Origin of the sequence: Bacillus sp. NEB1478 (genome assembly GCF_031582965.1) — a bacterium.
GTDB lineage: Bacteria > Bacillota > Bacilli > Bacillales > Fictibacillaceae > Fictibacillus.
Genome location: NZ_CP134049.1, coordinates 485,217 through 509,888, shown reverse-complemented (window position 1 = coordinate 509,888; position 24,672 = coordinate 485,217). Strand labels below are relative to the sequence as shown.

The 24,672-nt window shown below is 38.9% G+C and carries 23 protein-coding genes; 11 read left to right on the top strand and 12 right to left on the bottom strand.

Annotated features, from left to right (window positions below; translation table 11 throughout):
* Positions 1-51 precede the first annotated feature (51 nt).
* The 4 genes from RGB74_RS02455 to RGB74_RS02440 all read right to left on the bottom strand — a co-directional run bounded on the left by RGB74_RS02455 (position 52) and on the right by RGB74_RS02440 (position 7,782).
* Positions 52-1,314: an O-antigen ligase family protein gene (locus RGB74_RS02455; RefSeq protein ID WP_310761408.1), complete on the bottom strand. Its 1,263-nt coding sequence runs from the start codon at positions 1,312-1,314 to the stop codon at positions 52-54.
* Positions 1,315-1,685: 371 nt separating this feature from the next.
* The gene (locus tag RGB74_RS02450; RefSeq protein ID WP_310761407.1) at positions 1,686-3,323 is read right to left on the bottom strand and encodes a thiamine pyrophosphate-binding protein; all 1,638 of its coding nucleotides are present in this window, start codon (positions 3,321-3,323) and stop codon (positions 1,686-1,688) included.
* A 12-nt stretch (positions 3,324-3,335) separates the two neighbouring features.
* Positions 3,336-6,128 carry a sensor domain-containing phosphodiesterase gene (locus RGB74_RS02445; protein ID WP_310761406.1) on the bottom strand — a complete coding sequence of 931 codons (2,793 nt, stop codon included), beginning with the start codon at positions 6,126-6,128 and terminating at the stop codon, positions 3,336-3,338.
* 418 nt (positions 6,129-6,546) lie between these two features.
* Positions 6,547-7,782, bottom strand: coding sequence for a tetratricopeptide repeat protein (locus RGB74_RS02440; protein WP_310761405.1), 1,236 nt, complete (start codon positions 7,780-7,782; stop codon positions 6,547-6,549).
* Positions 7,783-8,359: 577 nt separating this feature from the next.
* Here RGB74_RS02440 and RGB74_RS02435 point away from each other — a divergent pair.
* On the top strand, positions 8,360-9,025 hold the full coding sequence (locus RGB74_RS02435) for an SGNH/GDSL hydrolase family protein (protein ID WP_310761404.1): 666 nt from the start codon (positions 8,360-8,362) through the stop codon (positions 9,023-9,025).
* Between the two features lie 100 nt (positions 9,026-9,125).
* Here the strand turns inward: RGB74_RS02435 and RGB74_RS02430 are convergent, their stop codons facing one another.
* Entirely contained in the window at positions 9,126-10,040 is a 915-nt protein-coding gene (locus tag RGB74_RS02430; protein ID WP_310761403.1) for a helix-turn-helix domain-containing protein, read from the bottom strand.
* Between the two features lie 190 nt (positions 10,041-10,230).
* Between RGB74_RS02430 and RGB74_RS02425 the strand changes: the two genes are divergently transcribed.
* From RGB74_RS02425 to RGB74_RS02385, 9 genes are all read left to right on the top strand, one after another.
* Positions 10,231-10,386: a hypothetical protein gene (locus RGB74_RS02425; protein WP_310761402.1), complete on the top strand. Its 156-nt coding sequence runs from the start codon at positions 10,231-10,233 to the stop codon at positions 10,384-10,386.
* Between the two features lie 132 nt (positions 10,387-10,518).
* Positions 10,519-10,944 (top strand): DUF2712 domain-containing protein, encoded by a 426-nt coding sequence (locus tag RGB74_RS02420; protein WP_310761401.1) that lies wholly within the window; start codon positions 10,519-10,521, stop codon positions 10,942-10,944.
* 248 nt (positions 10,945-11,192) lie between these two features.
* Positions 11,193-11,777 (top strand): hypothetical protein, encoded by a 585-nt coding sequence (locus tag RGB74_RS02415; RefSeq protein ID WP_310761400.1) that lies wholly within the window; start codon positions 11,193-11,195, stop codon positions 11,775-11,777.
* Positions 11,767-12,480, top strand: coding sequence for a WxPxxD family membrane protein (locus tag RGB74_RS02410; RefSeq protein ID WP_310761399.1), 714 nt, complete (start codon positions 11,767-11,769; stop codon positions 12,478-12,480). Before RGB74_RS02415 ends, RGB74_RS02410 begins: the two co-directional genes overlap by 11 nt.
* On the top strand, positions 12,473-13,201 hold the full coding sequence (locus RGB74_RS02405; RefSeq protein WP_310761398.1) for a DUF2705 family protein: 729 nt from the start codon (positions 12,473-12,475) through the stop codon (positions 13,199-13,201). Before RGB74_RS02410 ends, RGB74_RS02405 begins: the two co-directional genes overlap by 8 nt.
* A gap of 13 nt (positions 13,202-13,214) precedes the next feature.
* A complete protein-coding gene (locus tag RGB74_RS02400; RefSeq protein WP_310761397.1) occupies positions 13,215-13,850 on the top strand; it encodes an ABC transporter ATP-binding protein in 636 nt (211 codons plus the stop codon).
* Positions 13,837-14,463 (top strand): hypothetical protein, encoded by a 627-nt coding sequence (locus RGB74_RS02395; RefSeq protein WP_310761396.1) that lies wholly within the window; start codon positions 13,837-13,839, stop codon positions 14,461-14,463. Before RGB74_RS02400 ends, RGB74_RS02395 begins: the two co-directional genes overlap by 14 nt.
* Positions 14,464-14,618: 155 nt before the next feature.
* On the top strand, positions 14,619-15,104 hold the full coding sequence (locus RGB74_RS02390; protein WP_310761395.1) for a hypothetical protein: 486 nt from the start codon (positions 14,619-14,621) through the stop codon (positions 15,102-15,104).
* A 300-nt stretch (positions 15,105-15,404) separates the two neighbouring features.
* Positions 15,405-16,232: a M23 family metallopeptidase gene (locus RGB74_RS02385; RefSeq protein ID WP_310761394.1), complete on the top strand. Its 828-nt coding sequence runs from the start codon at positions 15,405-15,407 to the stop codon at positions 16,230-16,232.
* 146 nt (positions 16,233-16,378) lie between these two features.
* Here RGB74_RS02385 and RGB74_RS02380 read toward each other — a convergent pair whose 3' ends face one another.
* Genes RGB74_RS02380 through RGB74_RS02365 form a run of 4 tightly spaced genes read right to left on the bottom strand, consistent with a single transcriptional unit; the run spans position 16,379 to position 19,423 of the window.
* On the bottom strand, positions 16,379-16,963 hold the full coding sequence (locus RGB74_RS02380; RefSeq protein WP_310761393.1) for an NADPH-dependent FMN reductase: 585 nt from the start codon (positions 16,961-16,963) through the stop codon (positions 16,379-16,381).
* Positions 16,878-17,651, bottom strand: coding sequence for an HAD hydrolase-like protein (locus tag RGB74_RS02375; protein ID WP_310761392.1), 774 nt, complete (start codon positions 17,649-17,651; stop codon positions 16,878-16,880). The genes RGB74_RS02380 and RGB74_RS02375 overlap by 86 nt, the downstream gene beginning before the upstream one ends.
* 9 nt (positions 17,652-17,660) lie before the next feature.
* Positions 17,661-18,608 carry a pseudouridine-5'-phosphate glycosidase gene (locus tag RGB74_RS02370; RefSeq protein WP_396136010.1) on the bottom strand — a complete coding sequence of 316 codons (948 nt, stop codon included), beginning with the start codon at positions 18,606-18,608 and terminating at the stop codon, positions 17,661-17,663.
* Between the two features lie 14 nt (positions 18,609-18,622).
* Positions 18,623-19,423 carry a cupin domain-containing protein gene (locus tag RGB74_RS02365; protein ID WP_310761390.1) on the bottom strand — a complete coding sequence of 267 codons (801 nt, stop codon included), beginning with the start codon at positions 19,421-19,423 and terminating at the stop codon, positions 18,623-18,625.
* Between the two features lie 165 nt (positions 19,424-19,588).
* Here RGB74_RS02365 and RGB74_RS02360 point away from each other — a divergent pair, with 165 nt between their 5' ends.
* On the top strand, positions 19,589-20,776 hold the full coding sequence (locus RGB74_RS02360; RefSeq protein ID WP_310761389.1) for an MFS transporter: 1,188 nt from the start codon (positions 19,589-19,591) through the stop codon (positions 20,774-20,776).
* 336 nt (positions 20,777-21,112) lie between these two features.
* Here the strand turns inward: RGB74_RS02360 and RGB74_RS02355 are convergent, their stop codons facing one another.
* From RGB74_RS02355 to RGB74_RS02345, 3 genes are read right to left on the bottom strand one after another with little or no spacing between them, the layout of a single operon-like run.
* A complete protein-coding gene (locus RGB74_RS02355) occupies positions 21,113-22,549 on the bottom strand; it encodes a dihydroorotase (RefSeq protein WP_310761388.1) in 1,437 nt (478 codons plus the stop codon).
* Entirely contained in the window at positions 22,546-23,661 is a 1,116-nt protein-coding gene (locus RGB74_RS02350) for an acyl-CoA dehydrogenase family protein (protein ID WP_310761387.1), read from the bottom strand. The genes RGB74_RS02355 and RGB74_RS02350 overlap by 4 nt, the downstream gene beginning before the upstream one ends.
* Complete coding sequence (locus RGB74_RS02345; RefSeq protein WP_310761386.1) at positions 23,637-24,671, bottom strand: PrpF domain-containing protein; 1,035 nt, start codon at positions 24,669-24,671, stop codon at positions 23,637-23,639. The genes RGB74_RS02350 and RGB74_RS02345 overlap by 25 nt, the downstream gene beginning before the upstream one ends.
* Between the last annotated feature and the right edge of the window lies 1 nt (position 24,672).

The following is a 24,672-nucleotide window of genomic DNA, read 5'->3' as shown; positions in this document are numbered from 1 at the left end:
ACATAATAAAAGAGAAAAAGACAAGAGGGCGCTCATGTCTTTTTTTATTGCTTATAATTTTGAATGACTTTTATTTTTTGAGGTTTTAAATAGTGTACTTATCTGCTGTTTAAGAGCATCTACCATTCTCGGATTCAGCAGAGTCAGTCTTTCCGTGTACTTATCCCAGCAAGCCATTAAGATGATCGCCATCAATGCGACCTGTGGTGAGTAGAGGACATAGTCGAATACACCCGTAAGAATAATGACCGGCAAGGAAAACAGAAACACATCCAAATACACCTTATTCTCCTGCTTCGAGAAATAGAGAGAGAACACTTTGTAGCCATTGATAACGACGACGATAAGAAAAGCAATTCCTCCAAGCGCGCCATATTCGGTAAAGATGCCGAGCAGAATGTTGTGAGCATGCGGTATTTTTTCGTAAAAATAATGATAGTATTCCTTTTTAAAGCCTAAAGGCGTCGTCCCAAACAAGGAATGTTTTTGCCAAATATAAAAAGAATGTTTCCATATTTCTTTTCGCAGACCTGCGGATTCGAAAAGCTGCTCGCTCCTTGGCATCCAGTTTAAGATAAGCTGCATATTCAAGCCCATCATAAACGCAAGTAACATAGCCCATAATTTATTGAATCTGAAAATAAATAGCAGGAAAATAACGAACATACTGGCAAATCCAGCCTTTGAGCCGGTTAAAATGATGGCATGGATGAACAGCCCTACGATTGCAATCTTAACCCCAAGTTTATAATAAGCCGCTTTCCTCAAGTTCTTCACACAATCAGAAAGAAGAAAGGATAAACCGAAAAGCAGCACAGCCACTGAAAAGTTAGGATTGTAGCCTGCCCCAATCAGCCTTTGATAGTCATGCACATTAGAAACACCCAATAAAGCTGTTCCTGTAAAGTAGCTCATCACCTTATGATTCATGATAGTCTGCTGAAATGGGTATAAACTATAAAAGTACAGACCACCAAATATCGTGATCCACTTAAATGCAGAAAATATTTTTTGAACGCCTTCATTCTTAATCCTTACGTATAACCCAAAGTAGGCCAGGAGCAGCGCGGATACGAGAAAAAACGAATAATTATCCATCATTGCCGCAGCACCTATTGATGACACAAACATGCAAATGATTAAAAATAAGCCCGGCGATAGCGTGATCTTTTTGCCTTCTTTACATACGTGATGCAACGAATACCAGCCTGTGAACAATAAAATAGTGATACCGACTGGCGGGAGAACGAAACAAAGAAAGATTCCTATTTCAAGAAAATACTTTTTAATCCATGCTAGAATAAAGTTTTTCATATATAACCTCTTTTTGTTCGCATAATGATTCATCATACTAAAAGAAAGAGAATAAAATAGCATTTTTACAATAACAAAACGATAACTTAACGGTGGATTTATTAATTTACCTTTTGTTAATGAAGTTATTTCCTCTGGTTAAACAGTTGTTTAAATTCCTTATCGAGTTTGTCGAATTTTGGCGGCACGTGCTTATATTCTGAAAAAGTGTGGGTTTGTTAAAAAAAAGTGCGCGATTCCAATCTGTTTTCCTGTGATTGCGAAAAAAAGTGTGCGATTCCGACCCAAAAGTCTGGGATCGCCACATTTCCACCCGTACAAAATACAAAAAAAGAAGCTGAATCCACTGATTCAGCCTCCCCTTACCACTTTTACTTCCCAAACGAAGATAAAAACTTAACGCGATCGCCCATTGGTGGTACGTTATTGTCCACCAACGCGATTTCGAGTACGGCTGGTCCCGCATTATTTTGCAATGAACTCAGCATATCCAAATTAATGTCTTCTAGTCGCTCAACTCGTGCACTTGGGATTCCAAATGCTTCTGCCATTTTTGCGATGTTCACCGGTTCTTGTTCAAAGCTTGGGTGTGAACGTTTGTATTGAAGCGAATGGCCGTGATACACCATACCTAAACGAGCGTTGTTCATGACCACAAACAGGATTGGCAAGTTATTTTCTTTTGCCGTCAACACTTCCATCCCGTGCATGAAGAAGCAGCCATCGCCTGTTATACATGCCACCGGCCGTGCAGGATCAGCAAACGCAGATCCTAAAGCAGCACTCAATCCGCTTCCCATCGCGCCAAAGTGGACGTTTATATCAAATGTATCGGGATCCAACACCTTCATGTAGTGAATCACGTAGGACATGAACTCACCGATGTCGATCGTATAACGGTTTGTTTTCGGAAGGTATTCTTGCAATTTCAGCAATACGTTTTGCGTATTGTACTCTTCATCCACTCTACTGCCTTTTTTAGAAGTCCATTCTACTGATGTTCTCTCCAGTCCTAAGCGGCGCAGTTCGCCAATCAGCATTTCCAAACTGACATTCACATCTCCTAAAATCGGATAATCTACATTATACTTTCTGTTAAACACTGTCACATCAAAGTCAATTTGAATCACTTTACGGTCTTTCGCGAGGTTCGCGTTCCAGTTGTTTGTTGCCGTTTCACCAAGACTCGATCCGATCACTAAAAGTGTGCTGCCATTCCCATCATTAACAAGTTCTGATGCACTTTCATGACCGGCAAAGCCGAACACTCCTGCATTTAATGGATGGTCTGACGGAATAAAGCCTTTCGCTTGAGGCGTGGAAATGATCGGCCATTCCAATAGCTCCGCCAGTTCAACCAGCAACTCAACGGATCCTCTGATCCCTTGTCCGATAAAAACGTAACCGCCGCCCTTTGATTCGATCATGGTTCGCGCTGAGTCTTGAATGATGCTCGCCTCTGGGACCAACACTTCTCTTTTTGGGAATGCCGGCAACACCACTTCATCCACCGACTCCAGCTGCACATCGATCGGCATTGCAACATGAACGGGTCCGGGAACACCGGATAAGGCGATCTCTACCGCTTTCGCTACCTCATCTAAAAGCTGGCTCGAATCTCTCACGGTCACACTGTACTTTGTGACAGGTTTGAAGATCGGATCAGCGTCCAATTCTTGTGAAGCGTTTAGTCCTTCTGTATTCACCGGCACGGCACCTGTCAAAAATAAAACGGGAAGATGCTCTCTCATCGCATTTGCTGCGCCTGTGATCAGGTTCGTTCCACCAGGACCGCTGCTCGCGATACAAACCCCCAGCTTTTTAGAGTACTTCGCATAAGTGGCTGCCATGTAAGAAGCCGCGCCCTCATGTTTTGTAACGACTGGTTTTATTTCGGGCATTTCATATAGTTCGTCGAAAAAAGCGTTCACGGAACCGGCAGGAATTCCAAAAATGTACTCTACTCCGCCACTTCGAAAAAAGTCCAATACTGATTTTACTGCTTTCAATTAAACCGCCCCTTAGTTTTTAATCGTAGAATAAAACAATTCCTCAACCTTTTCTCCACTTACAGGCGGACTGAAATAATACCCCTGCATGTGCGAACACTCGCTGGACAGTAGAAAATCAATTTGTTCCTTCGTTTCTACACCTTCTGCGATCACGTTTAAGTTCAAGTTTTTCGCCAAAGAGATGATCGTGTTTGTAATGGCAGCGTTGTTTTTATCTTGGACGATGTCCCTCACGAACGTCTGGTCAATTTTTAACGTATCAATCGGGAAGTTTTTCAAGTAACCAAGCGATGAATAACCCGTTCCAAAGTCGTCGATCGCGATTCGAATACCGAGTTCTTTCAACTTTTGCATGATGCATAACGTCATTTTTGTATCTTGAATGATGGCGTTTTCCGTCAATTCCAGCACAAGAAACTCCGGAGACAGCTCAGTTTCCTGAAGGATGTCATGAATCATCGGGATAAGTTTCTTTTGCGTAAACTGCTGTGCCGCCATGTTCACGGATAAATACACAGGTGGAAGTCCTTGATTGTGCCACTCTTTAATCTGCTTACAAGCATTACGCAGCACCCACTCCCCGATCGGTACGATCAAGCCCGTTTCTTCCGCAATCGGAATAAATTCTCCTGGTGAAATCATCCCTCTAACCGGATGGTTCCAGCGGATCAACGCTTCAACACCAGTGATTTTTTTATTCACAAAATCCACTTGAGGCTGATAGTAGATGACAAACTGATCATTTTCTAAAGCCTTGTTCAAGTCACTCTCCAGCTTAATGCCGTCGAGCGAACGGAAATCCATATGATTTTTATAAAAACAATAATTTCCGCCTGATGATTCTTTCGCTTTGTACATCGCCGTATCTGCATTTTTTATTAACGTATCAGAATCTGCGCCATCACGCGGATATAGGCTGATTCCGATGCTCGTCTTAATAAAGACCTCGTTGCCATCCAAGCTAAAAGAACGCGTGAACGAATCTAATATTTCTTCAGAAAGCTCCTTTACAGCGTCTTCACTCGTTAGCTTCGGCATGATGATGGTGAATTCATCTCCACCCTGTCTCGAGAGCGTATATGCTTTAGGGATAAAGGAAACAAGGCGCTCCGCCACCTTCTTTAGAAGTTCATCACCAAAACTATGCCCCATCGTGTCATTGATCGTTTTAAAACGGTCAAGGTCCAAGAACATAACAGCCAGCTGCTCATTGTTTTGTTCAGCATCAACCAGCTCTTCATTCAACTTGTCTCTGAACAAAATTCGGTTGGGCAAGTTAGTGGAACTGTCGTAATACGCAAGATATTTTATTTTTTCTTCCATCTTTTTTCGAATCGTATTGTCTTTGAACGTGATCACATAGCCAACAATATGATCCTCTTCCTTAATCGTGGAAGTAACAAATTCGACGGGTATGGTCGTCCCATCCATCTTGCAAAAATGTTTGTCCGTTAGGAATGAGTTTTCGGGAATGATAAATTCTCCATTCAATCCATTGCATTTGATCGAGCGGTATATCTCATAAAAAGGCAGTCCAATCAGCTCTTCTTTGTCTGAATAGCCGAGCATTTTGACCGCGGCAGGATTACAGAACGTAAAGTTCCCATTCAGATCTAGTCCAAAAATTCCTTCACCAGCAGAATCCAGAATCAGTTCGACTTCACGGCTCAACCGGCTCAACTTACTGACTGCTTCGTTTAGCGCCTCATTTTTTTGCATCAGCTGTGACGTTCGTTCTTGAATGATGATCTCCTGTTTTTCAACAAAAAGAAGATTGAACAGCGCCAATGCGGTCGCATCAACAATCGACTGTGCAAGCTGAAGATCCACGTCCTTATAATTTCGATAGCTATCCTTCAAGTTTGCCACCGGAATAGTTCCAAGCACCTCTCCCATCGCAATGAGCGGCATCGTGTACATCCCTTTGATTCCAAAGCTGCGGCAAGCATCATGATTCGGCCTTGGATCCTGGAACACATCAGGAATATAAACCGCTTTTTTCGTCATGATGACTTCCTGAAACATAAGGTCCTTTTTAAAATCGACCTCGATCTGGCCATGCTTCTTCTTCCAGTTCTCTTCCGTCCAGTCACTCTCTTTACTGAGGCTTGCTGGCCGAAGCTTTCGTTCCGCGATCGGATCGATGATGTGCGCTGCTATATTGGTGTTGCCGAGCACCTTTCCGACATATAAAAAGCATGTGTCCAGCACAGCCTGCATCGTCGAACATTCGGACAGCTCCCGGTTCACATCAAGCAAAAGCTGCTTTTCAGCAAGAAGGCTTTCCTTTCTATGCAGGCTTTTCGTGTTTCGAATCGCAACGGCTGCCATGTTCACATAAGCCTGAACCGTCTGGATTTCAGAATCGGACAAATCCATTGGAATACCGTAATCGAACAAAAACACTAACCCATACGTCTCATCACCGTTGAAAATCGGCAAACAGAGGAGCGACTTGATACTGAACGCTCTGATCGGCCTTGGATCCGGTCGATCATCCTTTGACGTATCCGGAATATAAATCGCTTCTTTTCTCTCCAAAACTTCCTTCGCCAACAAATCCACATTCGGATCAATGACAAGGTTCGTTAACGTATTCCCATTAATTACTTCCGGTTTCCCAACAAATCCCCTAAACGTTCCATCATCCTGCGGCAAATAGATGCCTATGGAATCACACTGAACGATCTCTTCAGAAATGGCCGAAACCACGTGTTTTAACACATCTTCTAATTCCAATTTCGTATTGATCAACTTTGTAATATGGGCTAATCGGGAATATCTCGTTTGATTCTCTGACATGTTCATCCCCCACAAAATGGTGCATATAGTTTACAAATATTGCGTCTTTTCCGCACACCAAAATCTACTCTCTTAAACTATCGGAAAAAAGCAGGGATTTTGAATAGGGAGTTAGGTGGAGGAGCAAAACAGGATGGATGGCTTGAGGGGTGGTTTGTGAAGTTGCAGTGACAATTGATCCAGCAAGAACTGGTTATGGGGATTTTGGCCTTTGAAGGGATGAGGTTTGAGATAAAACAGGAAAGCCCCTCCTTTAATAGGAAGGGCAAATTTTATAGATTAGATAATTTCCGCACTTATGATCGGTGGTGTTACAGGCTTTGGAAGATCTTCATCAGATAGTAATGGTACGGTGGATATTACCATAAAAAACAGTGCCATTATTAATAGTTTATTTTTTAACATCGTGCATTCTCCCCTATTGAGCTTTTCTCAATTCATACGCTTTCAATAGACATTCCCTTGAACTCTTATACAATTTTTGTGAAGAATAATAGTTAGCCAGAAGCTCATAGCATCGTTCCATGTTAAACAAATCTTTTCTTTGTTCATAGAACGGCACTGCCTCATCCCTCAGCAGTTCCAAATATTCTTCACAATCTATTCGATCTCTTACATGAAATTTCATGATTTTTAGCAGATAGGTATGCGAGGTAATGGTATTTCCTAACAATTTTAATCCAATCTCAATCCAAGTGAGGCTTTCTTGCTTGTGACCCAAGACATTCCACTCTTTCGCAAGCAGATAGATGGTATTCTCTCTGCCTTTATAACTCTTTTTATGTTCGATCGCTTTTAAGAAATGGCGGATTGCCTTTTTTGAATCGTTTTGTCCTTGATAGACGCACCCAAGATTATGGTGGATCGAATCTCTCACATCTTCTGTACTCTGTATGGTTTGTGCAGCGTTTAAAGCTTTAAGAAGGTACGTTTTTGCCTCTTCAAATTCTCGTATTCTATTGTAATTGACTCCCAATAAGATGTAACAGTCAATAACTTTAGAAAACATGATTTGCTTATTGAACTCCAGAAGAGCTTTTTCCGTATGTAGAATAGATAACGTGATCTTATTCATCCGGGTATAGATCAGTCCTAGCTGATAAAAATACTCCGGTTCATCAATATAGCCTTTAATAGATAAATAGTATTCTAACGCATCCTCTAAGTTTCCGTTCAGATACTCATATAAACCTTTAAAGTAAAGATAATAGTTTCCTATGTTTTTAGGAACATAACTTATAATAGAATGGGCAATTTTCAAATAGTGATCGGCTTCTTCATATTTTTCTAACAAGAGGAAATGTCTGGCGCACATTACTTTATAGAACGCTAATACCTCAACATCATCTATAGATTCTGCGGGTTCCTTTAGTTCATCATAATAACGGTTAGAAGAAATAGTGTCCCTTAATTTGATAACTTCGTACCAGTCCAGCATCTCTTGTTTTAATTTTTCTATGGTCTCTTTTGGAGAAACCTCATTAAAATTGATCTGTAACCGTTCACAAAGCAACCCAAGGATTTCATCAGAAGGTACTAAGATACTGTTTTCGACTTTACTCAAGTAAGGAATCGAACAGATTCCCGCTGCCAGTTCCTTTTGAGTAAGATTTCTTACACTTCGATAATACTTAATCTTCGTCCCTCTGATCATAACGTGTGTCACCTCTTAATAAGATAAAAAAATAAGAAAATTATTCCAACTTAATACCTATCATACCATATCGAATAAACATTTTTTCCTATGAACCGGCCACTGTGTTATTGAGAAAATCCAGGTTATTTTAAGCGTATAGAGCCCTATAATTTAGAAAGTTTCCCAACTTTCTAGTAGGTTAATGAAATGATGGTTAGTCAATCTAATTAAAAATGTGTGCTTAACCATTGTTGCTCTTAAAAGTGGTTGATTTCCGTTTCAGGATGCTCGCTTTCCTCGAGGGGTAAGGTGAGCCTTAGTGAAAGACATATGAAGTACTTGCTCCTGCGTCTGCATGCAAAACAACTTCGAAGTGAACTTCCTCGTCGCATGCCTTGCGAGAAGTATATTCAGGTGGCTGGCACGCACCTTGCACTCCAATCAACTAATCAATGAAGCGACTTTTCGAAAACAACAATCTTTTAGAAAGCAGCCCAGTATAAAGATATAAGAAGTGTTGCACTGTTTTTACTCCAGCAAAATGGACAAGAATGTTAGTATATAACCTATAAATCATAACTATCAGGAGCTGAACATGAACTTTAAAAAAATCATTATGATCACTACACTGCTGTTTCTCCTTGCAGCTGTTCTCATTTACGTAAAACAACATAAAGAATCAACTAACGAAAACAAATACGAGGGCAAGACATGGGTCACAATCGGAGACAGTATTACGTATCAAAATGGTTATCAGCCTTTAGTCGATCAAACCTTTCATTTTGGAAAAATTAAAAATTTTGGCAAAAGCGCCTATACGACAGAAATGTTAGTAAACGAAATGGACACTTGGGAAAATGGAGCTGCACTCGTTACGTTTTTCGCTGGAACAAATAATTTTGGACAAAATGTAGACTTAGATGTAACGAAGCGTTCAACTGATCAGATTTTTCGTCATTTAAAAGAAAAATATCCTGCAGCTGATATCGTGGTTGTTTTACCTTCACAAAGGTGGGGTTTCATGCGTGACCCCATACCCGAACCTACCATGAAAAACCACAAAGGAATCACGCTCCAGCAATATTGTGATACCATCGAAGAAACGGCTAAAAAACACAAACTTCCTGTAATCGATTTGTACCATAATTCAGGGATTACAAAGGACAACATTGATACGTATACTAAAGACGGACTTCATCCGAATAAAAAAGGATTCAAAAAAATCGCTAACGTGATGAGTGATTTTTTCATTCGGTTTTGATCGAATAAAACTAAAAGAGCTGACTCATCTCATGTGCGATAACACACTTCTGAGCCAGCTCTTCCTTCTTACAAACTTTAAACAACCGTTTAAAGCTCCCCTACTCTCCAGCCGAAAGTACATCTTTTCTTTCACCAAGAAACTGCTGTTTTTTCTCTTTAATCAGGTCCATATACATATCTTTATTTTGCAGTTTGAAAATAAAGATGGCATTTTTATAATTTAGGGAGATCTTGTCATAACTTTCCTTTAAGTTTTCAAAGCAAAGACCTTTTTGATAATAAAGCTGCCCAAGGACATAAAAGCTTTCCTGCTTTAAGCTATCATCAATGGCTTGATCAATGATTTGTAAAGCATCATTATATCTTTGATCCAGAGTATACACTTTTGAAAGGTTATACATTACTTTAATGCGGAATTTTTTAAATGAATCGATATAGATTGTCTTATTTAAGATCGCCTCATAATATTTATAACTGTTTGTGTAGTCTTTATTTTCCGCATAGATCGCTGCTATTGAATTATGTATTTTTAAATCTTGATAGTTATCTTGATCCAATAAATTATTAGCGGATAGCAATTCCTTTAATTGATCGGTAACCTCAACATAAGACATGAACTTCAGGTAATAGGAAGCTAAATAGTAATGCCAATTAATAAACTGTTCATATTGATAGCCGTATGATTTTAGGTTGTTTGAGCGTTCAAACTTCGTGATTTCATACAGTTCCTCATAATTTTTATTGGTATTCAGTTTTTCAATCCACTCGATCGTGGTAGAAATATATCCATTACGTTCTTGAAACAATAAGGAGATAAAGTAAGTAATCTCCACTCGAAGTTTAATCGAAATTAAATATAAAGTATCTATACCAGGAAAACATTCCCCAGACTCTATTTTGCTGATAGCAGCTTGTGAGCATATTCCTTCTGCCAGTTCTTTTTGGGACATCTTATAATATTTGCGTAGATTAAAGATTTCCTCACCAAGTCTCTCCATATCTAAAATCATCATCATTTTCACCTCTGCCCCGAAAAATATAACAAAAATTATATTTTTTCTACATTTCGTTAAAAGAGTCTTGAATTTCTCTTCATAAGACTCAGAAATCCATTTTTCTAAAAATACACTACTTTTCCTTTTATTGTAATATAAAACCAACTCATTTTGTTTATTTTATTACCACCCTTAAGGAGAGAAAAAAATGAAAAAGGTTTTAATTTATTTGTTACTCGGAATTTGTTTACTTTCAGGAAGTACTTATTTTGAAAATAAAATGGATTTTAATCACTCAAACCATGAAGCTAGTTCTAATGGTCCAAGCTATATTATTGAAGACGATCTTCCTTTCGAACATTAATAATTAACACTAGGAATATATACCCATATTAAAAATAGAACTTTAAAACTATTGTTCTCTTTAAATTTTACATATATTGTAAAATCGTTACAGTAAAATGTAATAATTTGTAAAATAGCAGGAGGAAAAGAGATGAAGAACACGGTTAAAAAGTTTTACCGCGTAGGCTTGGCTGGAGTTATGGGGTTATCATTACTTGCAGTAGGAAACATGGCATTTGCAAGTAACGACAACGTTCCCTACAGCTTTACGTTGAAGCCTGGATATGGAAACTCATATTCAGCTGAAAGGTATCGCCAAACATCTGATACTAGCAACAAGTGGAAAGTAAATCTTTCTTATTCTAGTGAAGGTGCTGGAACGGTCGCTACTTTTTGGTTAGATAAGAGCACTACACAAGTATCTGATACTCATGATGTAGCACAAGGTTCTGGAAATCATTATTATACGGCTTTCAGTACTGCCAATCAGCATGATGTTAGATTAGGTGCAGAAAACAATAACTACTCAGCTAACAGTTACAGCATCTCAGGATACTGGGACGAAGAAATCAACTAATGATCACAGGCAGTGGTAATCCATGATTACCACTGTTCTTTTTCAACTTACTTCTTAAGAATTGGGTGATTCGATTGCAGAGCCAATTTTATCGCGTTTTACATACAAAATTAAATCGCTTTATCTTTTTCATGATTATATTGATCCCTTGTGTGGAAGTAATCCAGTTACTATTATTGAAATTCCAATCCGGTTACGAACTTTATCCACCCTTCTCTTTCTTTTTATCAGGTGCAAGCAGAGGGCATATGACACAATCTCTATTGTTATGGTTCTTGCCTCTCTTTTTAATGCTGTTAGGCTCAGATACAATTATCCAAGATGTCCAGACCGGCACTCATACGATTTTCATTAGTAAGCTTGGAAAAAAGAAATATTACTTCCAAAAACTTGCCGTTTCCTTTGTTATTTCATTTACAGCTATGTTTCTTTCACTTTTATTAAATTTCATCTTAGTTTCTCTATTTTTTATGAATGGCAAAGATACAAAAGACTTTACACTGCAAGATAACCAGCTGTTTCGTTTAAGCATCGAACATCCTTATTTAGCTGTTCTATTTTTTTCCTTATTAGCTTGTCTGCTCGCAGGTTTTGCCGGGTTGCTCGGATCCGCCTTAAGCTTGTTTTTTCAGGACAGGAAGTATTCTTATTCGGCTGCTTTTTTTATTTGGTTTTTTCTTGTCTTGCGAGATGATTCATTAATGTACTTATTTCAGCCATTTGCAGAATATGGATTTGATGTACTTATTCCTATTTTATTGATTGCATTAGCTGTGTTTATTTTGATACCTGCCATTATTTACTTCTATGAGGTGAAATACAATGACGGGTAAAAGGATTATTAGTATATTCGGTATCATTTTATTCTTTATCATTGTGTGGTTCATCACCAATAGCCGTTATATCGGTGCTTCTACAGTGCAGTCTTTAATCATTATGAATAACAGTGCATTCGGTTATAACTCGTTAAAAGCGTTCACTCTGTTTTATCCCGTGCCATTTCTGTTCTTTTTAAATTATTTTTTTCTGTTTGAAAAATCGTACACACTCATTAGACAGCCTAGAGAAAAACTTTATATCCAATTTGTCTTTAAAATTCTCATCATGGCTCTTTTATTTTCGTTTATACAAATGGTCATTAACGACCTATTGAGCGCTATTTTTATGGATTCTCAACTATTAGCAGATAACCAGTTCTTCCTCATCAGTCTGCTTCAGATGGTGGTGCTCACGGTTTATCTGGTGTGGATGGGTATCTTTTATCGATGGATTTATGATGTGAGCAACTCTAGTACGCTCGCAATCTTTGTTACATATTTATTTTTAGGATGCCTTTATTTCGCCGGTCTTCTACTGATACCAGCGAATATGTGGGATCCGATTAAGGAACTTAACATTTTTCAGCCTTTATTGGAACAGGAAAAGACCTTGTCAGCTGTTTGGTTAACGGTCGGTAAACAGGTCATGTTAGCTGTTATGTTTTATTTAGTCGGCTCCTCCATCTTTTTAAAGAAGGATATTCTAACCAATGATTAAAAATAGAGTCTTCTTTTTACTCGTGATCCTGACAATGGTCGTGCAAGTCCTATTCATGAATGATTTTGATACGTTGTATTCTTCGTTTCCGTTTCTGGATGGAGTACCCATTACGCCGTCTTACAGTTTAGAAACTATTTTTTTACTTTATTGGTTTCTACCGATCGTCGCTATGAGCTTTTATTTTTCAGGATCATGCAGCGATAATCTCAAACATTACGGAAAGATTCTAATTACGAGAAACTACAGCAGATCCAGATGGATGTTGAATCAGTACTTTTCGGTGCTTATCGTCCTTTTAACCTTTTGTCTCATTCAGTTCATCATTTTCTCACTGTTGTTTATCAATGAAACGACTAGTCTGCAGCCCGTGGCAGCAATCAAACTTTTTATCATGTACTTCTTTACACTCTCAACGCTTTTTAGTTTTCAGTTAGCACTAGAGCTCTATCTTTCACCGCAGCTATCGCAGTTGATCGTAAACGGATACATCGTCGTTTCCGTCCTTTTTACGCAGCAAATTTATAACTCTGCTCTCAAATTAATGAACTACTTGCTCATACCGAACTATGCAATGGGCTTTAAAACAGGATTAACGCCAATACCAGCGTTCCAAACTGATCTCATTTCATTCCTATTCGGATTATTCATCCTTATCATCCTAATGGCGTGCACAGTCGTCCTCTCAGTTGTGAGGATTAGAAAAATGGATATCTATTAAAGTGGGGGATAACATGATTGAACTTGCAGATGTAAGTAAAAAATTGAAAGATACGTATGTATTGAAAAATGTCTCTTATACGTTTGAAAAAGGAAAAATCTACGGCATCTACGGTAAGAATGGGTCAGGAAAAACGATGCTGCTCCGCTCTTTAGCAGGACTGCTTATTCCGACAGAAGGCCGTATATTAATAGATAACAAACAGCTTCATCAAGATATTTCCGTCCCTCCGAGTGTTGGGATCATTATTGAAAACATGCAGCTCCTGCCCCAATTCGATGCTTATAAAAATCTCAAAATGATAGCTAAAATCAAAAAAACGGCAACAGACGAAGATATTGAATCGTCGATCGAACGAGTAGGACTCGACCCTCATTCCCATCTAAAAGTAAAAAAGTACTCATTAGGGATGAAACAAAGATTGAACTTAGCTCAGGCGATTTTTGAAAAACCGGATCTCCTGTTGCTGGATGAACCAACAAATGCGATCGATGAAAAAGGTGTAAGCCAAGTCCACAAACTGCTTTTAGAAGAAAAAGAACGCGGCGCTACCATCATCATCGCCAGCCATCATAAAGACGATCTTTCCTTGTTATGTGACAAAACAATAAAAATGTCCGACGGATTATTGATCGATGAACAATTTTAAACGAGTTCTTTTTATAAGTCTGGCTGTACTGTTTATCGTATTCATTGGAACTCCTTATCTATTAAAGATCATAAAAAATCAAAACCCTGCGCTCATGAATAGTGCAGAACAAATCACCCTGAAACGTGGTGACTACATCGTAAAAAAAGATATTGAACCTGGTTTTTATGATATTACCGCTCTAACCGATAATGTTTCTTTCATGCCATTCAAACTATCAAAAGGTGATCAAATTCTCGGGTTACAATTAGATAAAAATACACATGTGATCATTGAAGGAAAAGGGAAAGTTAAGCTCTCACCCGCTAAGTTTGAGACACTTAAAAAGCCCGAAAATGAATATGTGATTGACCATTCCGGTAATTACTTGATCGGAAGACAGATTCCAGAAGGTCAATACAAAATCTCCTTCAACATTACGAGTAATAAGAAAATAAAAGAAATGCCTTTTATTCAACTCCTCCCCGGCTATGGGAAGGATCCAATAAAATCTCTTACGTTCGAAAAGAAATCTACCCAAGATATTCAGTTACAAACAGGGAATGTTTTGGAGGTTCATAAGTCGATGATGGAAGAGTATGATCATGTTGTTATTACGTTAATCAACCAATAGTGTTCAATGCAAACCCCAACCGTTAGAAGCGGTTGGGGTTTCTTTTTGTTTAAACACTTGTTTAATTAAATTTGCTAAATCGTCTTAAATGGATGTTTTTTTCTGTAGAATAGGACAATTCCGCTAGTGAATAAGGTGATTGTGGAGGTGAATTGATGAAAAAATATTTGCTGGCGAGTATTCTTTTTTTAGTGTTCATCCTTTCTGGTTGTGGGGATGATCCCGTTCAAGAAGATCTGCTTCATTACGTGAACAAGGAAGCTCCAAAACTTGCTAAAGAAGAAGGGAAAGCCGTCGGCGCGTATTCCAGCGTAACAGGAACCAACTACACCGATGATTTAACGATGTACAATGTGTTGTTAGACGAAGTCATACCCCAATATAACGAGTTCATAGATGATTTAGAATCTGTCGATGTGAAAACGGATGAATTAAGAAAAATCCATGAAAATTATATTGAGGCAGCAAACATACAAGCGAGCGCTTTCTTAACATTAGTGACGGCACTTGAAAACCAAGACAGTGCACTCGTTAACGAAGCGAACGAAAAATTGAACACCGCAAGAACAATGCTTCGCGACTACCAGCAAGATATCAAAAAACTGGCGAAGGAGCATGATGTGGAATTGAATAAAAAATAACAAGTAAATTCCCCCTTCTATACATACAACATAGAAGGGGTTTTTATGTTCCTCTACCCCATAATCTTCATTCATTTATCCCTCATTTATAAGTAAAAAATAAGATATTTTTAAAAATCCCAACCATTTCCCTATTAAGACTAAAGTTTAATAGCTATAAAGTTTAAATTTTTATATTGTAAATTTATTTTTTGATAGTCTTTTTAACTCTTTTTATGTAGCTATAAAAGTTTTATTGTATAAATATAGAATTTAATTCTATTTTATGTAATTTATTTTAATATTTGGGGGATTATCAGCATGAGAAGTATAAGCATGAAGAAAATGAGTTTTATTTTATCAACCGTTTTTGCATTTCTATTCACAGCATTCTTTTGGGGAACTGATGCTCAAGCTGCGGCTGGCGACAACACGTTTATTAAACCTGCAGAAGGAGTGTTCACCTCGTACTTTGGAGTAAGAGATGGTACAAATCACTATGGAGTGGATATCGCGAAAAGCGGATATGTTAAAGTTGTCGCAACAGCTCCAGGAACAGTTAGCAGATCCTATTTATCTACTTCCTATGGAAATGTCGTTTTTATTAAACATACAATCAGTGGCTTACAATATGAAACAGTTTACGCTCATTTAAATACTAGAGATGTAGGGGTTGGAGCTACTGTATACCAAGGTCAGATGATTGGCACTATGGGGAACACAGGAAATTCAACCGGACAGCACCTGCATTTTGAAGTTCATCAGCCTTACTGGACTTCTGCAAAAACGTATGCGGTGAACCCGATGAACTATATCCCAACTTGGGAAGGTAAATATAAGACAGGCAGTTTCACGACTCAAGTAGGAACGGATACCATCTATCCAATCTCCTATAATGGCGACAATGATATCATCGTAAAAGTGGACTCTACAAGTGCAACTGCCGGACAATACAAAGTCTATCTACAGCGAGTGATAAGCGGATCGTGGACAAGCGTTGCACAAACGGATGTCCCTAAAACAGGTGTCACAACCGTTACTTTCACACAAGAAGACAGCGGAACAGCATTAATTCCTAATACACAATACCGACTTCTATTAAAGAACTCCGATACTGCCAGCGTTAGTTACAAAGTTTGGTATGAATAAAATTTTCTTAGTAATTAGTTTTTCTTTCGTCAGCCGATGGAAAGAACATTGAACTTCAAACGCGGTAAATACATTATCTTCTATAGGATTTTATGTACTATTCATTTATATAAAACACTCAGGTAAGGACCTGAGTGTTTTTTAGTTCAAATACAGATGTTATTTTCCTGTTCTTTATATTCGAACAAATCAGCTCTGTTATTTCTAAGTTGAAGCATGTCAGCAAAATCGATTACTTCATTCGCCAGATCGTTTATTTTTTCTAACAGATTTAAATTCGTGCAGCGACCATCTTCGAAAAAACAACCATCCACTACGATTTGCTCAGCTAACACCATTCCATATAGGCCGCGCAGGAAAGTACGCATACTGTTCAAACAATTTATTCCGCCTTTACCGCCACCAGAAGTGGAAATGATACCAATCGGTTTTCCTTTGATTTGTTCACCAGAAACGAAATCAAATGCATTTTTCAGCACTCCAGAAAAAGAGTTGTGATACTCTGGTGAAGCTACGATAAAACAATCGGCAAGATTCATACGTTCTACAAAGCTTTCCGCATACTTTCGATTTTCATTTGAACCATCAAATATAGGAAGAGGCGTTTCTTTTAGGTCGATAAAATCGACACGCACTCTTGGAATTTTAATTAAACAGTTTTCTAATTGCTTTAAAAGGCTCCTTGTTGCTGATACTTCGCGTACACTGCCACAGATTAGAGCTATTCTCATTATAAACATCCCTTTCTTTTGAAATTGCTTTTTCTTTTAAACGTAGTACATCCAGTAAGTTTGATACGCTATTAACGATATACGTAGGATTCGCAGTGAGTAATTCTTCTTCTGAACCGTATCCAAACGTAACCCCTACTGAATCGACGCCTGCGAGATTTGCTCCGATTATGTCGTGTTTTCGGTCCCCAACCATGATAACTGAATTTGTATCTATCTGAGGTTGAGAAGCCAGTATATGCTGAATGATTTCTACTTTTTTTGACCGTGTACCATCAAGGTTACTGCCGATGATGGAAACAAAAAACTGATCTAATTTGAAATGTTTTAAAATAATTTCTGCAAAAACAGTTGGTTTTGACGTCGCCACATGTAGCTCGACACCATCTTCTCTTAGTGCCTTTAACATCTCCTGAATACCTTTAATCACTTCATTTTCATACAGTCCTACACTACGAAAGCGCTCTCTGTAAAATTCCACTGCTTTTATCGATTCGGCTACATTGAGTCCATAGTATTCCCTAAAAGACTCATCTAGAGGAGGACCAATAAAACACTCAAGGACACTTAGGTCCGTTACCTGAATCTTAAATTTACTAAGGGCATACTGCACACACTGGGTTATTCCAAGCTTAGGATCGGTTAAAGTTCCATCTAAATCAAACAATACATGGTTGTAAGATTTCATAAGTACCTCCTATACGAGTTCTAGTGTACAATTTTTAAGTTGCTGCAGTTCACTTGCAACCTGAGCTCCAACTCTAGCATTGTCTTTTACAAGTTCAATTGCAGCGACTAGGCTCTTTCCTTCTGTATATTCTTTTACACGTTTTAAAAGAAATGGTGTAACAGCTTTTCCAGTAATGTTTTCTTTTTTCGCTTCTGAGAGTGCTTTTTCAATGATGGATTCAATAAATGACTCTTCTAAAGCGAACTCAGCCGGTACCGGATTATTTATTAAAACGCTGCCATCCATATGTAAAGTATGCCATTTTGTAAAGAGAAGATTAGCAGTTTCAGCCGCAGAATCTATACGAGAGTCTACTTTAAAGCCGCTCTTTCTTGCAAAGAACGCTGGAAAGTCATCGGTTTGAAATCCGAGTACAGGAACACCCTTTGTTTCTAGATATTCTAGCGTCAAACCTAGATCTAGAATGGATTTAGGTCCAGAAGTCACCACCGCGACACTGGTATTTGCTAATTCTTCTAGATCTGCTGATATGTCCATTGTGATTTGGGCTTCTCGGTGGACCCCACCGATCCCACCTGTAACAAATACTTGAATTCCAGCAAGCTCTGCTAGAATCATAGAAGACGCAACAGTTGTACCGCCATTTTTCTTTTGGGAAACAACAAACGGAAGGTCCCGGCGGCTGACTTTAATGACATCATCCGATGTTGCCAGGAGTTCGATTTCTTCTTCAGTCAACCCAATTTTAATCTCACCTTCTATGATGGCAATGGTTGCTGGTACTGCTCCGTGCTCCCTTACAATATTTTCAACAGCTAATGCTGTTTCTTTGTTTTGCGGATAAGGCATACCGTGAGAAATAAGGGTAGATTCTAGTGCTACAATCGGTCTGTTGTTAACTATTGCATCCATAACTTCTTTTGAATAGTTAATTTGTTTTTTTAAGTTTTCCATTTCATCTCACTCCTTTATTTGACTTCTGGTGATAAACCAGCAAGTGTGTAAAAATTAACGTCGAATGGAACTGGACCACCACAAGTAACAAAACGTTTCGCATTCGGTCCCTGGTCAGGGTTTCTAGTCCCATGGTAAATATTCTCTGGTGAATAAAGAATATCTCCTTCTTCGAAATCAATCCATTTACCGTCGAGGTGAACTTGCCCTTTACCCTCAACGCCTATGAATAGTTCTTCAGAAATTGGATGGGAATGCACCCCAAAATTTTGTCCGGGTTCTTGAATGCCACAATGCAGACTAAGATGTGCACAACCAGTACCTGGCCAGAATAAGAAGTTCATGTTAGCAGGAGCGTTATTTGTTTGGGTTGGATCAGTACCCATGAATCCTTCAAAAATCGTTTCATTGTTAAACAAATGATTAAAATGACGAGGAGAAATAGACGTTGTACTACCCTGTAGTAAGTCACTCTGCCAGATATAAATACGTGTGTCCTCTGTCGCTTCAATCGAATAAGCAAGTCCTGTTGGAGCATAAAGCGAAGCATGTTTCTCAACGGTTTGACTCACATCACCGATTGTGGCTTTACCACCGCCGCTAAAAATCACCACTATTACTTCTTGATTCTTTGCCATCTCGCAGCATCTCCATATTTCTCCTCTAGGAATGTCCACAACAACTCCAGTAATATTTATAGATCCCAATTCTTTACGGATTGGATGCGCCAAGGAAAACGGACCGTTTTTTTCCCAAATAAATTCATTTTTTCGAATTACAGCACCTCTAGTTAACTTACTTACGGATATTTCCATCTTCTTTCCTCCTCATGATTGCTGTTCTCACAATCAGTATATGATACCGAAAGAAGTGAGTAACCAGTAAGGAGAGTTAACATGTTATTTACAGGGGTAAATAGCGTTGACTATTAACAGAATCGGCATAGAATAAAGATTATCTCAACTTGAGGAGGGAAAATAATGCAACGTGAAAAACGTCAGATCATGACACTGCAGGGATTTTATTTATTTGCTTTTTTTGGTGTAGGAAGCCTTTTTCCATTACTAAGTGTTTATTTAAGTAAGGTAGAAAACTTAAACGGATCTCAAATTGGCTTGATAATGTCGCTTGGTCCAATCATCATGATTTTCTTACAGCCAATATGGGGAATGATCTGTGACTATACACAAGAACCAACGAAAGTATTAACCATTACCGTTCTGTTTACTGGAGTAGCAGGAATTGGCTACCTAGTATTTGACCAGTTAAATTGGTTTATTGCAACAGCTATTGCAATAGCTATATTTCAGAGTGCAATCATCCCGGTATCAGACAGCATTACATTAAAGTACACAGGCAAAATAAATTATAGCTACGGAAACATAAGATTATTTGGTTCATTAGGTTTTGGTCTTGCCGTATTTGTGATGGGGAAACTCTCTGAATCCAACTTGGGACCTAAAGTTATTTTTTATTCTTTTTTACTAGCGTTATTAGTTGCATCCGTTTTATCATGGCTCGCGCCAAAAGAACGACAAATATCAAAAGTAAATCTAAGAGAGGGAGTTAAAAAATTATTTATCTACAAGAAGTATATTCTCTTTTTGGCAATTACTTTTATGATTTTTGCCCCCAACCTTTCAAATAATACATACTTTGGCTTATTGGTAGAAGATAGCGGCGGCCGATACGCTGGTATTGGAATTGCATTTATGTTGGCAGTTTGTATGGAGATTCCCTTCATGAGAATGTCTGGTCGTTGGATTCAGCGTTATGGGATCTTATCTGTCATACTACTCGCCGGCATAGCATCACTCGGAAGGTGGATTTTGTATTACTTTGAACCAAATATGACAATTATTTATCTCTCTACTGTCATTCAAGGGTTCTCAGTTGGTTTATTCATTCCCGCTGGCCTTCAGTATATTAAACAAATAGCACCACTCAACATGGAAGCAACAGCCGTCACATTTTATGCTGCTGTCGGAAATGGCATTGGTAACTGGTTTTGTACGTTCATCGGCGGATACCTTTATGAGTTCTATAGTATCAATGTCGTTTACCTATTCTTTAGCGGATTAGCTTTTATAGGAGTAATACTTACCATCATCCTGATTCAATCAGAAAATGCATATGCAAAAACTAATCAAATTGCAAAATTTCATTAAGAAAAAAATTAAATAGTCGTTCATTAAATCGCAGTGTAACTCTTTACTAAGGATTATTATTGAACCTATTTACCTACCAAAAATAACTGATTTAAGTGTAAAGGATTAAAAGTATCTTAATAGAGTACATAGATAAATTTGAGTGCTCAAATAACCAAATAATAACAAATCTCCCTTTTAGCGGATTGAATAAAAATTTTATATAACTACACGATAAAAAACGTCCATCTAGAATTAGGACGTTTTTTGGGGGTGCTATTAACTTAACCGGTTTAATTGCTTCTTCTACTAAAAACAACCCATTCAATATTTATCAGTTTTGCTTTGTATCTTCTGTTAGGGTTTAATGCTATTGCTCGCTTTAGCGTAAATTCTATGGAAAGGACTATATGTCAAGTCCACAAAACGCGGAAATGATTTCCCCTTAAATTTCACCATTTTCCCATCTGGATTCCCAAATCTTCCATTGTCATAAACAATTTGTCCTCCTCGAATCGTCATATGGGGTTTTCCTTTTAACACTTCTCCTTCATAAGCTGACCATCGGCAAAGTCCATATAGGTCCTGGACTTTAACTTTCCACTCATTATTTAAATCCATTAGGACAATGTCAGCATCCAAGCCTTCCGCAAGTCGTCCTTTAATGTGATCAATTCTGAAAAGATCGGCTGGACTTGAAGCTAGGACTGTTGCGACTTTGCACATAATTTCATCGTGTGTAAATGATGGGAAATTTTTCAATAGCCCCGTTACCAAAACAGGAAGCATTTCTTGTACACCAGGTAGTCCTGGTGGGCATTTTTCAAATGCTTGATTTTTTTCTTCAGCTGTATGAGGAGCATGATCACTACCCACAGAAGTCATATGTCCTTTTATTAAAGAATTCCACAACCTAAACTGGTCCTCTTTTTTCCTTATCGCCGGACTAAGCTTCGCTCTCGAGCCGAGATGTACGCTCTCATCAGCATTGAACCATAGTTGATGTGGAGTTGTTTCATAAGTTACAGGGTAACCCGCAAGGGACGCAAGCTCGAGGAGCTCTGCTTCCTCAGCTGAAGAAACATGGAGCACATGTATTTGAGTACCGTGTTTTCTAACGAATTCCAATACACGTCCGATGGCAATGATTCCTGCAGTTCGAGGAAGATGCTTCTCATAGTCAATTAGGTTTGTAGGTGGTTGTTGAAGACTTCGGAATAGGTTTAATGTTGTCTCATCCTCCGCGTGCAGAGTAAGAAGAATGTTTTTATCTGCTGCGATTCTAAAAATCTCATCAAGCTCATACTGATCGGAGATTACATTTTTAGCCGTATGGTGTCCAGTGAGAAACACTTTAACACTAGCTACAGATTTTATATCTACCTCATTTAACCGAGACACATTTTTGGGCTCCACCCCAAAATGAAACCCGAAATCAACAAGAGACTGACCAATGATATTATTCTCTTTATCATTAATTTGAGCCATGGAAGTGGTATAAGGACTTGTGTTAGGCATATCGAGTACCGTGGTCACTCCACCAGCTACAGCCGCCTGACTGCCTGTTTTCCAAGTTTCTTTATGAGTCAAGCCAGGGGTACGAAAATGTACATGAGAGTCAATCAAACCAGGAAGAATGTATGACCCTTTTGCATCGATTTCTTTTATACCTGACAAATTATCCTTATGCTGAAAAATTTTTTCAATCTTACCGTTATTTACAGCAACCCCACCGATAAACACATTGTCAGGAAAAACAAGACGTCCATTAAAAATTATTAAGTCAAAGATCATATCATCATCTCTCTTCCTGTAATCTCTTTTGCGAGATCATTCACAGGTCCCATCAGTGCGACTGCTCGAGAGTCCCTTGTCAGGCGCTCGATAGCCTGACCTCTCATGTAACCTCCACCTCCCATGATTTGCTGGCAATCACGACAAATTTTCTCGCTCACTTCAGAGGCAAAAACTTTACTTTGATAAGATAAACTGCCTCTCAACTCATCATCACCAGATGCTGCACGTTCAACCAAAGAGCGTGAGGCTTCAAGGAGAGTGCTCAGTTCAGACATTTTAAAATGAAAAATTTGGTTGTTGGCGAGGTTACGTTTGATTAAATGTGCTTTAGCGAGAGCAAGAACACGATCAGATATTCCCACCGAAACAGCACCCAATGACATACCCGACTCACGAATGTGAGAAATAATCGATGGTGCCTGTCCGACGCTACCAAGAAGTGCATCCGAAGAAACAATACAATCGTCCATCTCAATAAAGCCAGTCGATGAACCTCTCATACCTGATAGGTTCAGTCTGGAGTTTGCAGAAACACCAGGTGTATTGGTTTCAATCAAAAAAAACGATTGACCCGAGTTACCATAAAGAAAGTCAGCTTGATTCTCCCCAGTTTGCACAAGAACTAAATACAAATCAGCGAGTCCAGCACCAGTAGTAAAAGTTTTTTCGCCTGAAACCTTCCATTTATCGTTTCCAAGAGGCTGAGCAATGGTTCCTAGGTTCTGTTTGTTGGCTCCCGCTCCTTTTTCAGACCAGGCAGAAGCTGCAATCCATTCACCTGAGGCAAGTAAAGGTAAATATTTATTTTTTTGTTCCTCTGTCCCCCACTCCAAAATTCTGGAGATGACCGACATATGCTGAAAAGCAATAATTGCAACTGAGGGATCGACTGAACCTAGTCTCTCAATGATGCGAGTAGCATCGAGAATGCTTTTTCCTAGTCCCCCATAAGAAAATGGTACAAAAGATCCTAACAGACCCGACTCTCGGAGGGCTTGTAAGGATTCAGCGGAAGTTTCACCAACTTCATCTGCACACGCAGCGTTCTGTTCAAGTACATGCAGAATGTAATCCAAGTTACTTTTTACAGCAATACCGGCTGTTTCCATGGATGAATCTCTCCTTTTGCTAGATTGATTGGTTCAATCAATTGAACGTTTTTGTTTGAGATGCTGTTATACAAGAGGCGGTCTTCTGAAGAAGAACCAGTTGTGATACTAGATACACAAGTAGTACCTCCTTGAGTCACGATTTTTACCAAACCGTTTTCTGTCTTCATGCCTTCTATCATTCGGTAAACGACAGTATCTTTAATGGCTGATGCCACACCGAGACAAGCTGTACCAGTCAACGCTAGCGTCGGGTGCCACTTTGGAACAGAGATAGCGCGAACTGACAGGCTTTCCTCATCGAATCGCGACACAGCTGCAATTTTTGGGAAAACACTTTCTGGATTCCAACCCAGTCTTTTAGATGCCGCAATTCGAATTCGCTGAAGTTTTTGAAATAGTACCTCATCAGCTTGAAACAGATCGAACTGATTGAAACACCCAAGTGTTTTAGCATCTACAAAGACATAAGGATTTCCAGCGGAAATTAGAGAGACTTCTACCACCCCGTCCTCTGTCTCCAGGACATCTGATGGATTACCGGTTAGCAGAAAACTGCCAAGACGGGTGTCCCCCGTTTCAATAAAATGAGCCGTACAATTAATCCCCTGGCGTGTAGCTTGATCAACTTCACAAACTAAACTATTTCCGATGTTTTCAACATAAACCCTGACACGAAGTCCTGGACAAGCACTAGAAATCCACCCCCATGTAATCGCAACTTGAATGGAAGCGAGTATAGAGTGTCCGCAGCTGCCGGTGTATTCAAATCGGCACGGCTCTCCTGGTATAAGTTGGAAGAAGAAATAGTTCAAATCGTACATAGGGTGTGATGATGGCTGAATAACCGCATACTTCGTAATAGTTTTATAACCTTTCATCTCCTGCAACCTAGAGTGAATAGAGCTTAATACTGGAAGGATAATCGCTGGATCGTTATCCATATTTCGACCATCAATGACCACCGTAGATGAGACACTGCCTTCTGCCTTTGCGATATATATCAACATG

Bases quoted from the DNA above. Each gene is read 5' to 3' on its own strand.
- RGB74_RS02455 (WP_310761408.1), bottom strand. From the start codon at position 1,314: ATGAAAAACTTTATTCTAGCATGGATTAAAAAGTATTTTCTTGAAATA.
- RGB74_RS02445 (WP_310761406.1), bottom strand. From the start codon at position 6,128: ATGTCAGAGAATCAAACGAGATATTCCCGATTAGCCCATATTACAAAG.
- RGB74_RS02440 (WP_310761405.1), bottom strand. From the start codon at position 7,782: ATGATCAGAGGGACGAAGATTAAGTATTATCGAAGTGTAAGAAATCTT.
- RGB74_RS02435 (WP_310761404.1), top strand. From the start codon at position 8,360: ATGAACTTTAAAAAAATCATTATGATCACTACACTGCTGTTTCTCCTT.
- RGB74_RS02430 (WP_310761403.1), bottom strand. From the start codon at position 10,040: ATGATGATTTTAGATATGGAGAGACTTGGTGAGGAAATCTTTAATCTA.
- RGB74_RS02425 (WP_310761402.1), top strand. From the start codon at position 10,231: ATGAAAAAGGTTTTAATTTATTTGTTACTCGGAATTTGTTTACTTTCA.
- RGB74_RS02420 (WP_310761401.1), top strand. From the start codon at position 10,519: ATGAAGAACACGGTTAAAAAGTTTTACCGCGTAGGCTTGGCTGGAGTT.
- RGB74_RS02415 (WP_310761400.1), top strand. From the start codon at position 11,193: ATGACACAATCTCTATTGTTATGGTTCTTGCCTCTCTTTTTAATGCTG.
- RGB74_RS02410 (WP_310761399.1), top strand. From the start codon at position 11,767: ATGACGGGTAAAAGGATTATTAGTATATTCGGTATCATTTTATTCTTT.
- RGB74_RS02405 (WP_310761398.1), top strand. From the start codon at position 12,473: ATGATTAAAAATAGAGTCTTCTTTTTACTCGTGATCCTGACAATGGTC.
- RGB74_RS02400 (WP_310761397.1), top strand. From the start codon at position 13,215: ATGATTGAACTTGCAGATGTAAGTAAAAAATTGAAAGATACGTATGTA.
- RGB74_RS02395 (WP_310761396.1), top strand. From the start codon at position 13,837: ATGAACAATTTTAAACGAGTTCTTTTTATAAGTCTGGCTGTACTGTTT.
- RGB74_RS02390 (WP_310761395.1), top strand. From the start codon at position 14,619: ATGAAAAAATATTTGCTGGCGAGTATTCTTTTTTTAGTGTTCATCCTT.
- RGB74_RS02385 (WP_310761394.1), top strand. From the start codon at position 15,405: ATGAGAAGTATAAGCATGAAGAAAATGAGTTTTATTTTATCAACCGTT.
- RGB74_RS02380 (WP_310761393.1), bottom strand. From the start codon at position 16,963: ATGAGAATAGCTCTAATCTGTGGCAGTGTACGCGAAGTATCAGCAACA.
- RGB74_RS02375 (WP_310761392.1), bottom strand. From the start codon at position 17,651: ATGAAATCTTACAACCATGTATTGTTTGATTTAGATGGAACTTTAACC.
- RGB74_RS02370 (WP_396136010.1), bottom strand. From the start codon at position 18,608: ATGGAAAACTTAAAAAAACAAATTAACTATTCAAAAGAAGTTATGGAT.
- RGB74_RS02365 (WP_310761390.1), bottom strand. From the start codon at position 19,423: ATGGAAATATCCGTAAGTAAGTTAACTAGAGGTGCTGTAATTCGAAAA.
- RGB74_RS02360 (WP_310761389.1), top strand. From the start codon at position 19,589: ATGCAACGTGAAAAACGTCAGATCATGACACTGCAGGGATTTTATTTA.
- RGB74_RS02355 (WP_310761388.1), bottom strand. From the start codon at position 22,549: ATGATCTTTGACTTAATAATTTTTAATGGACGTCTTGTTTTTCCTGAC.
- RGB74_RS02350 (WP_310761387.1), bottom strand. From the start codon at position 23,661: ATGGAAACAGCCGGTATTGCTGTAAAAAGTAACTTGGATTACATTCTG.
- RGB74_RS02345 (WP_310761386.1), bottom strand. From the start codon at position 24,671: ATGTTGATATATATCGCAAAGGCAGAAGGCAGTGTCTCATCTACGGTG.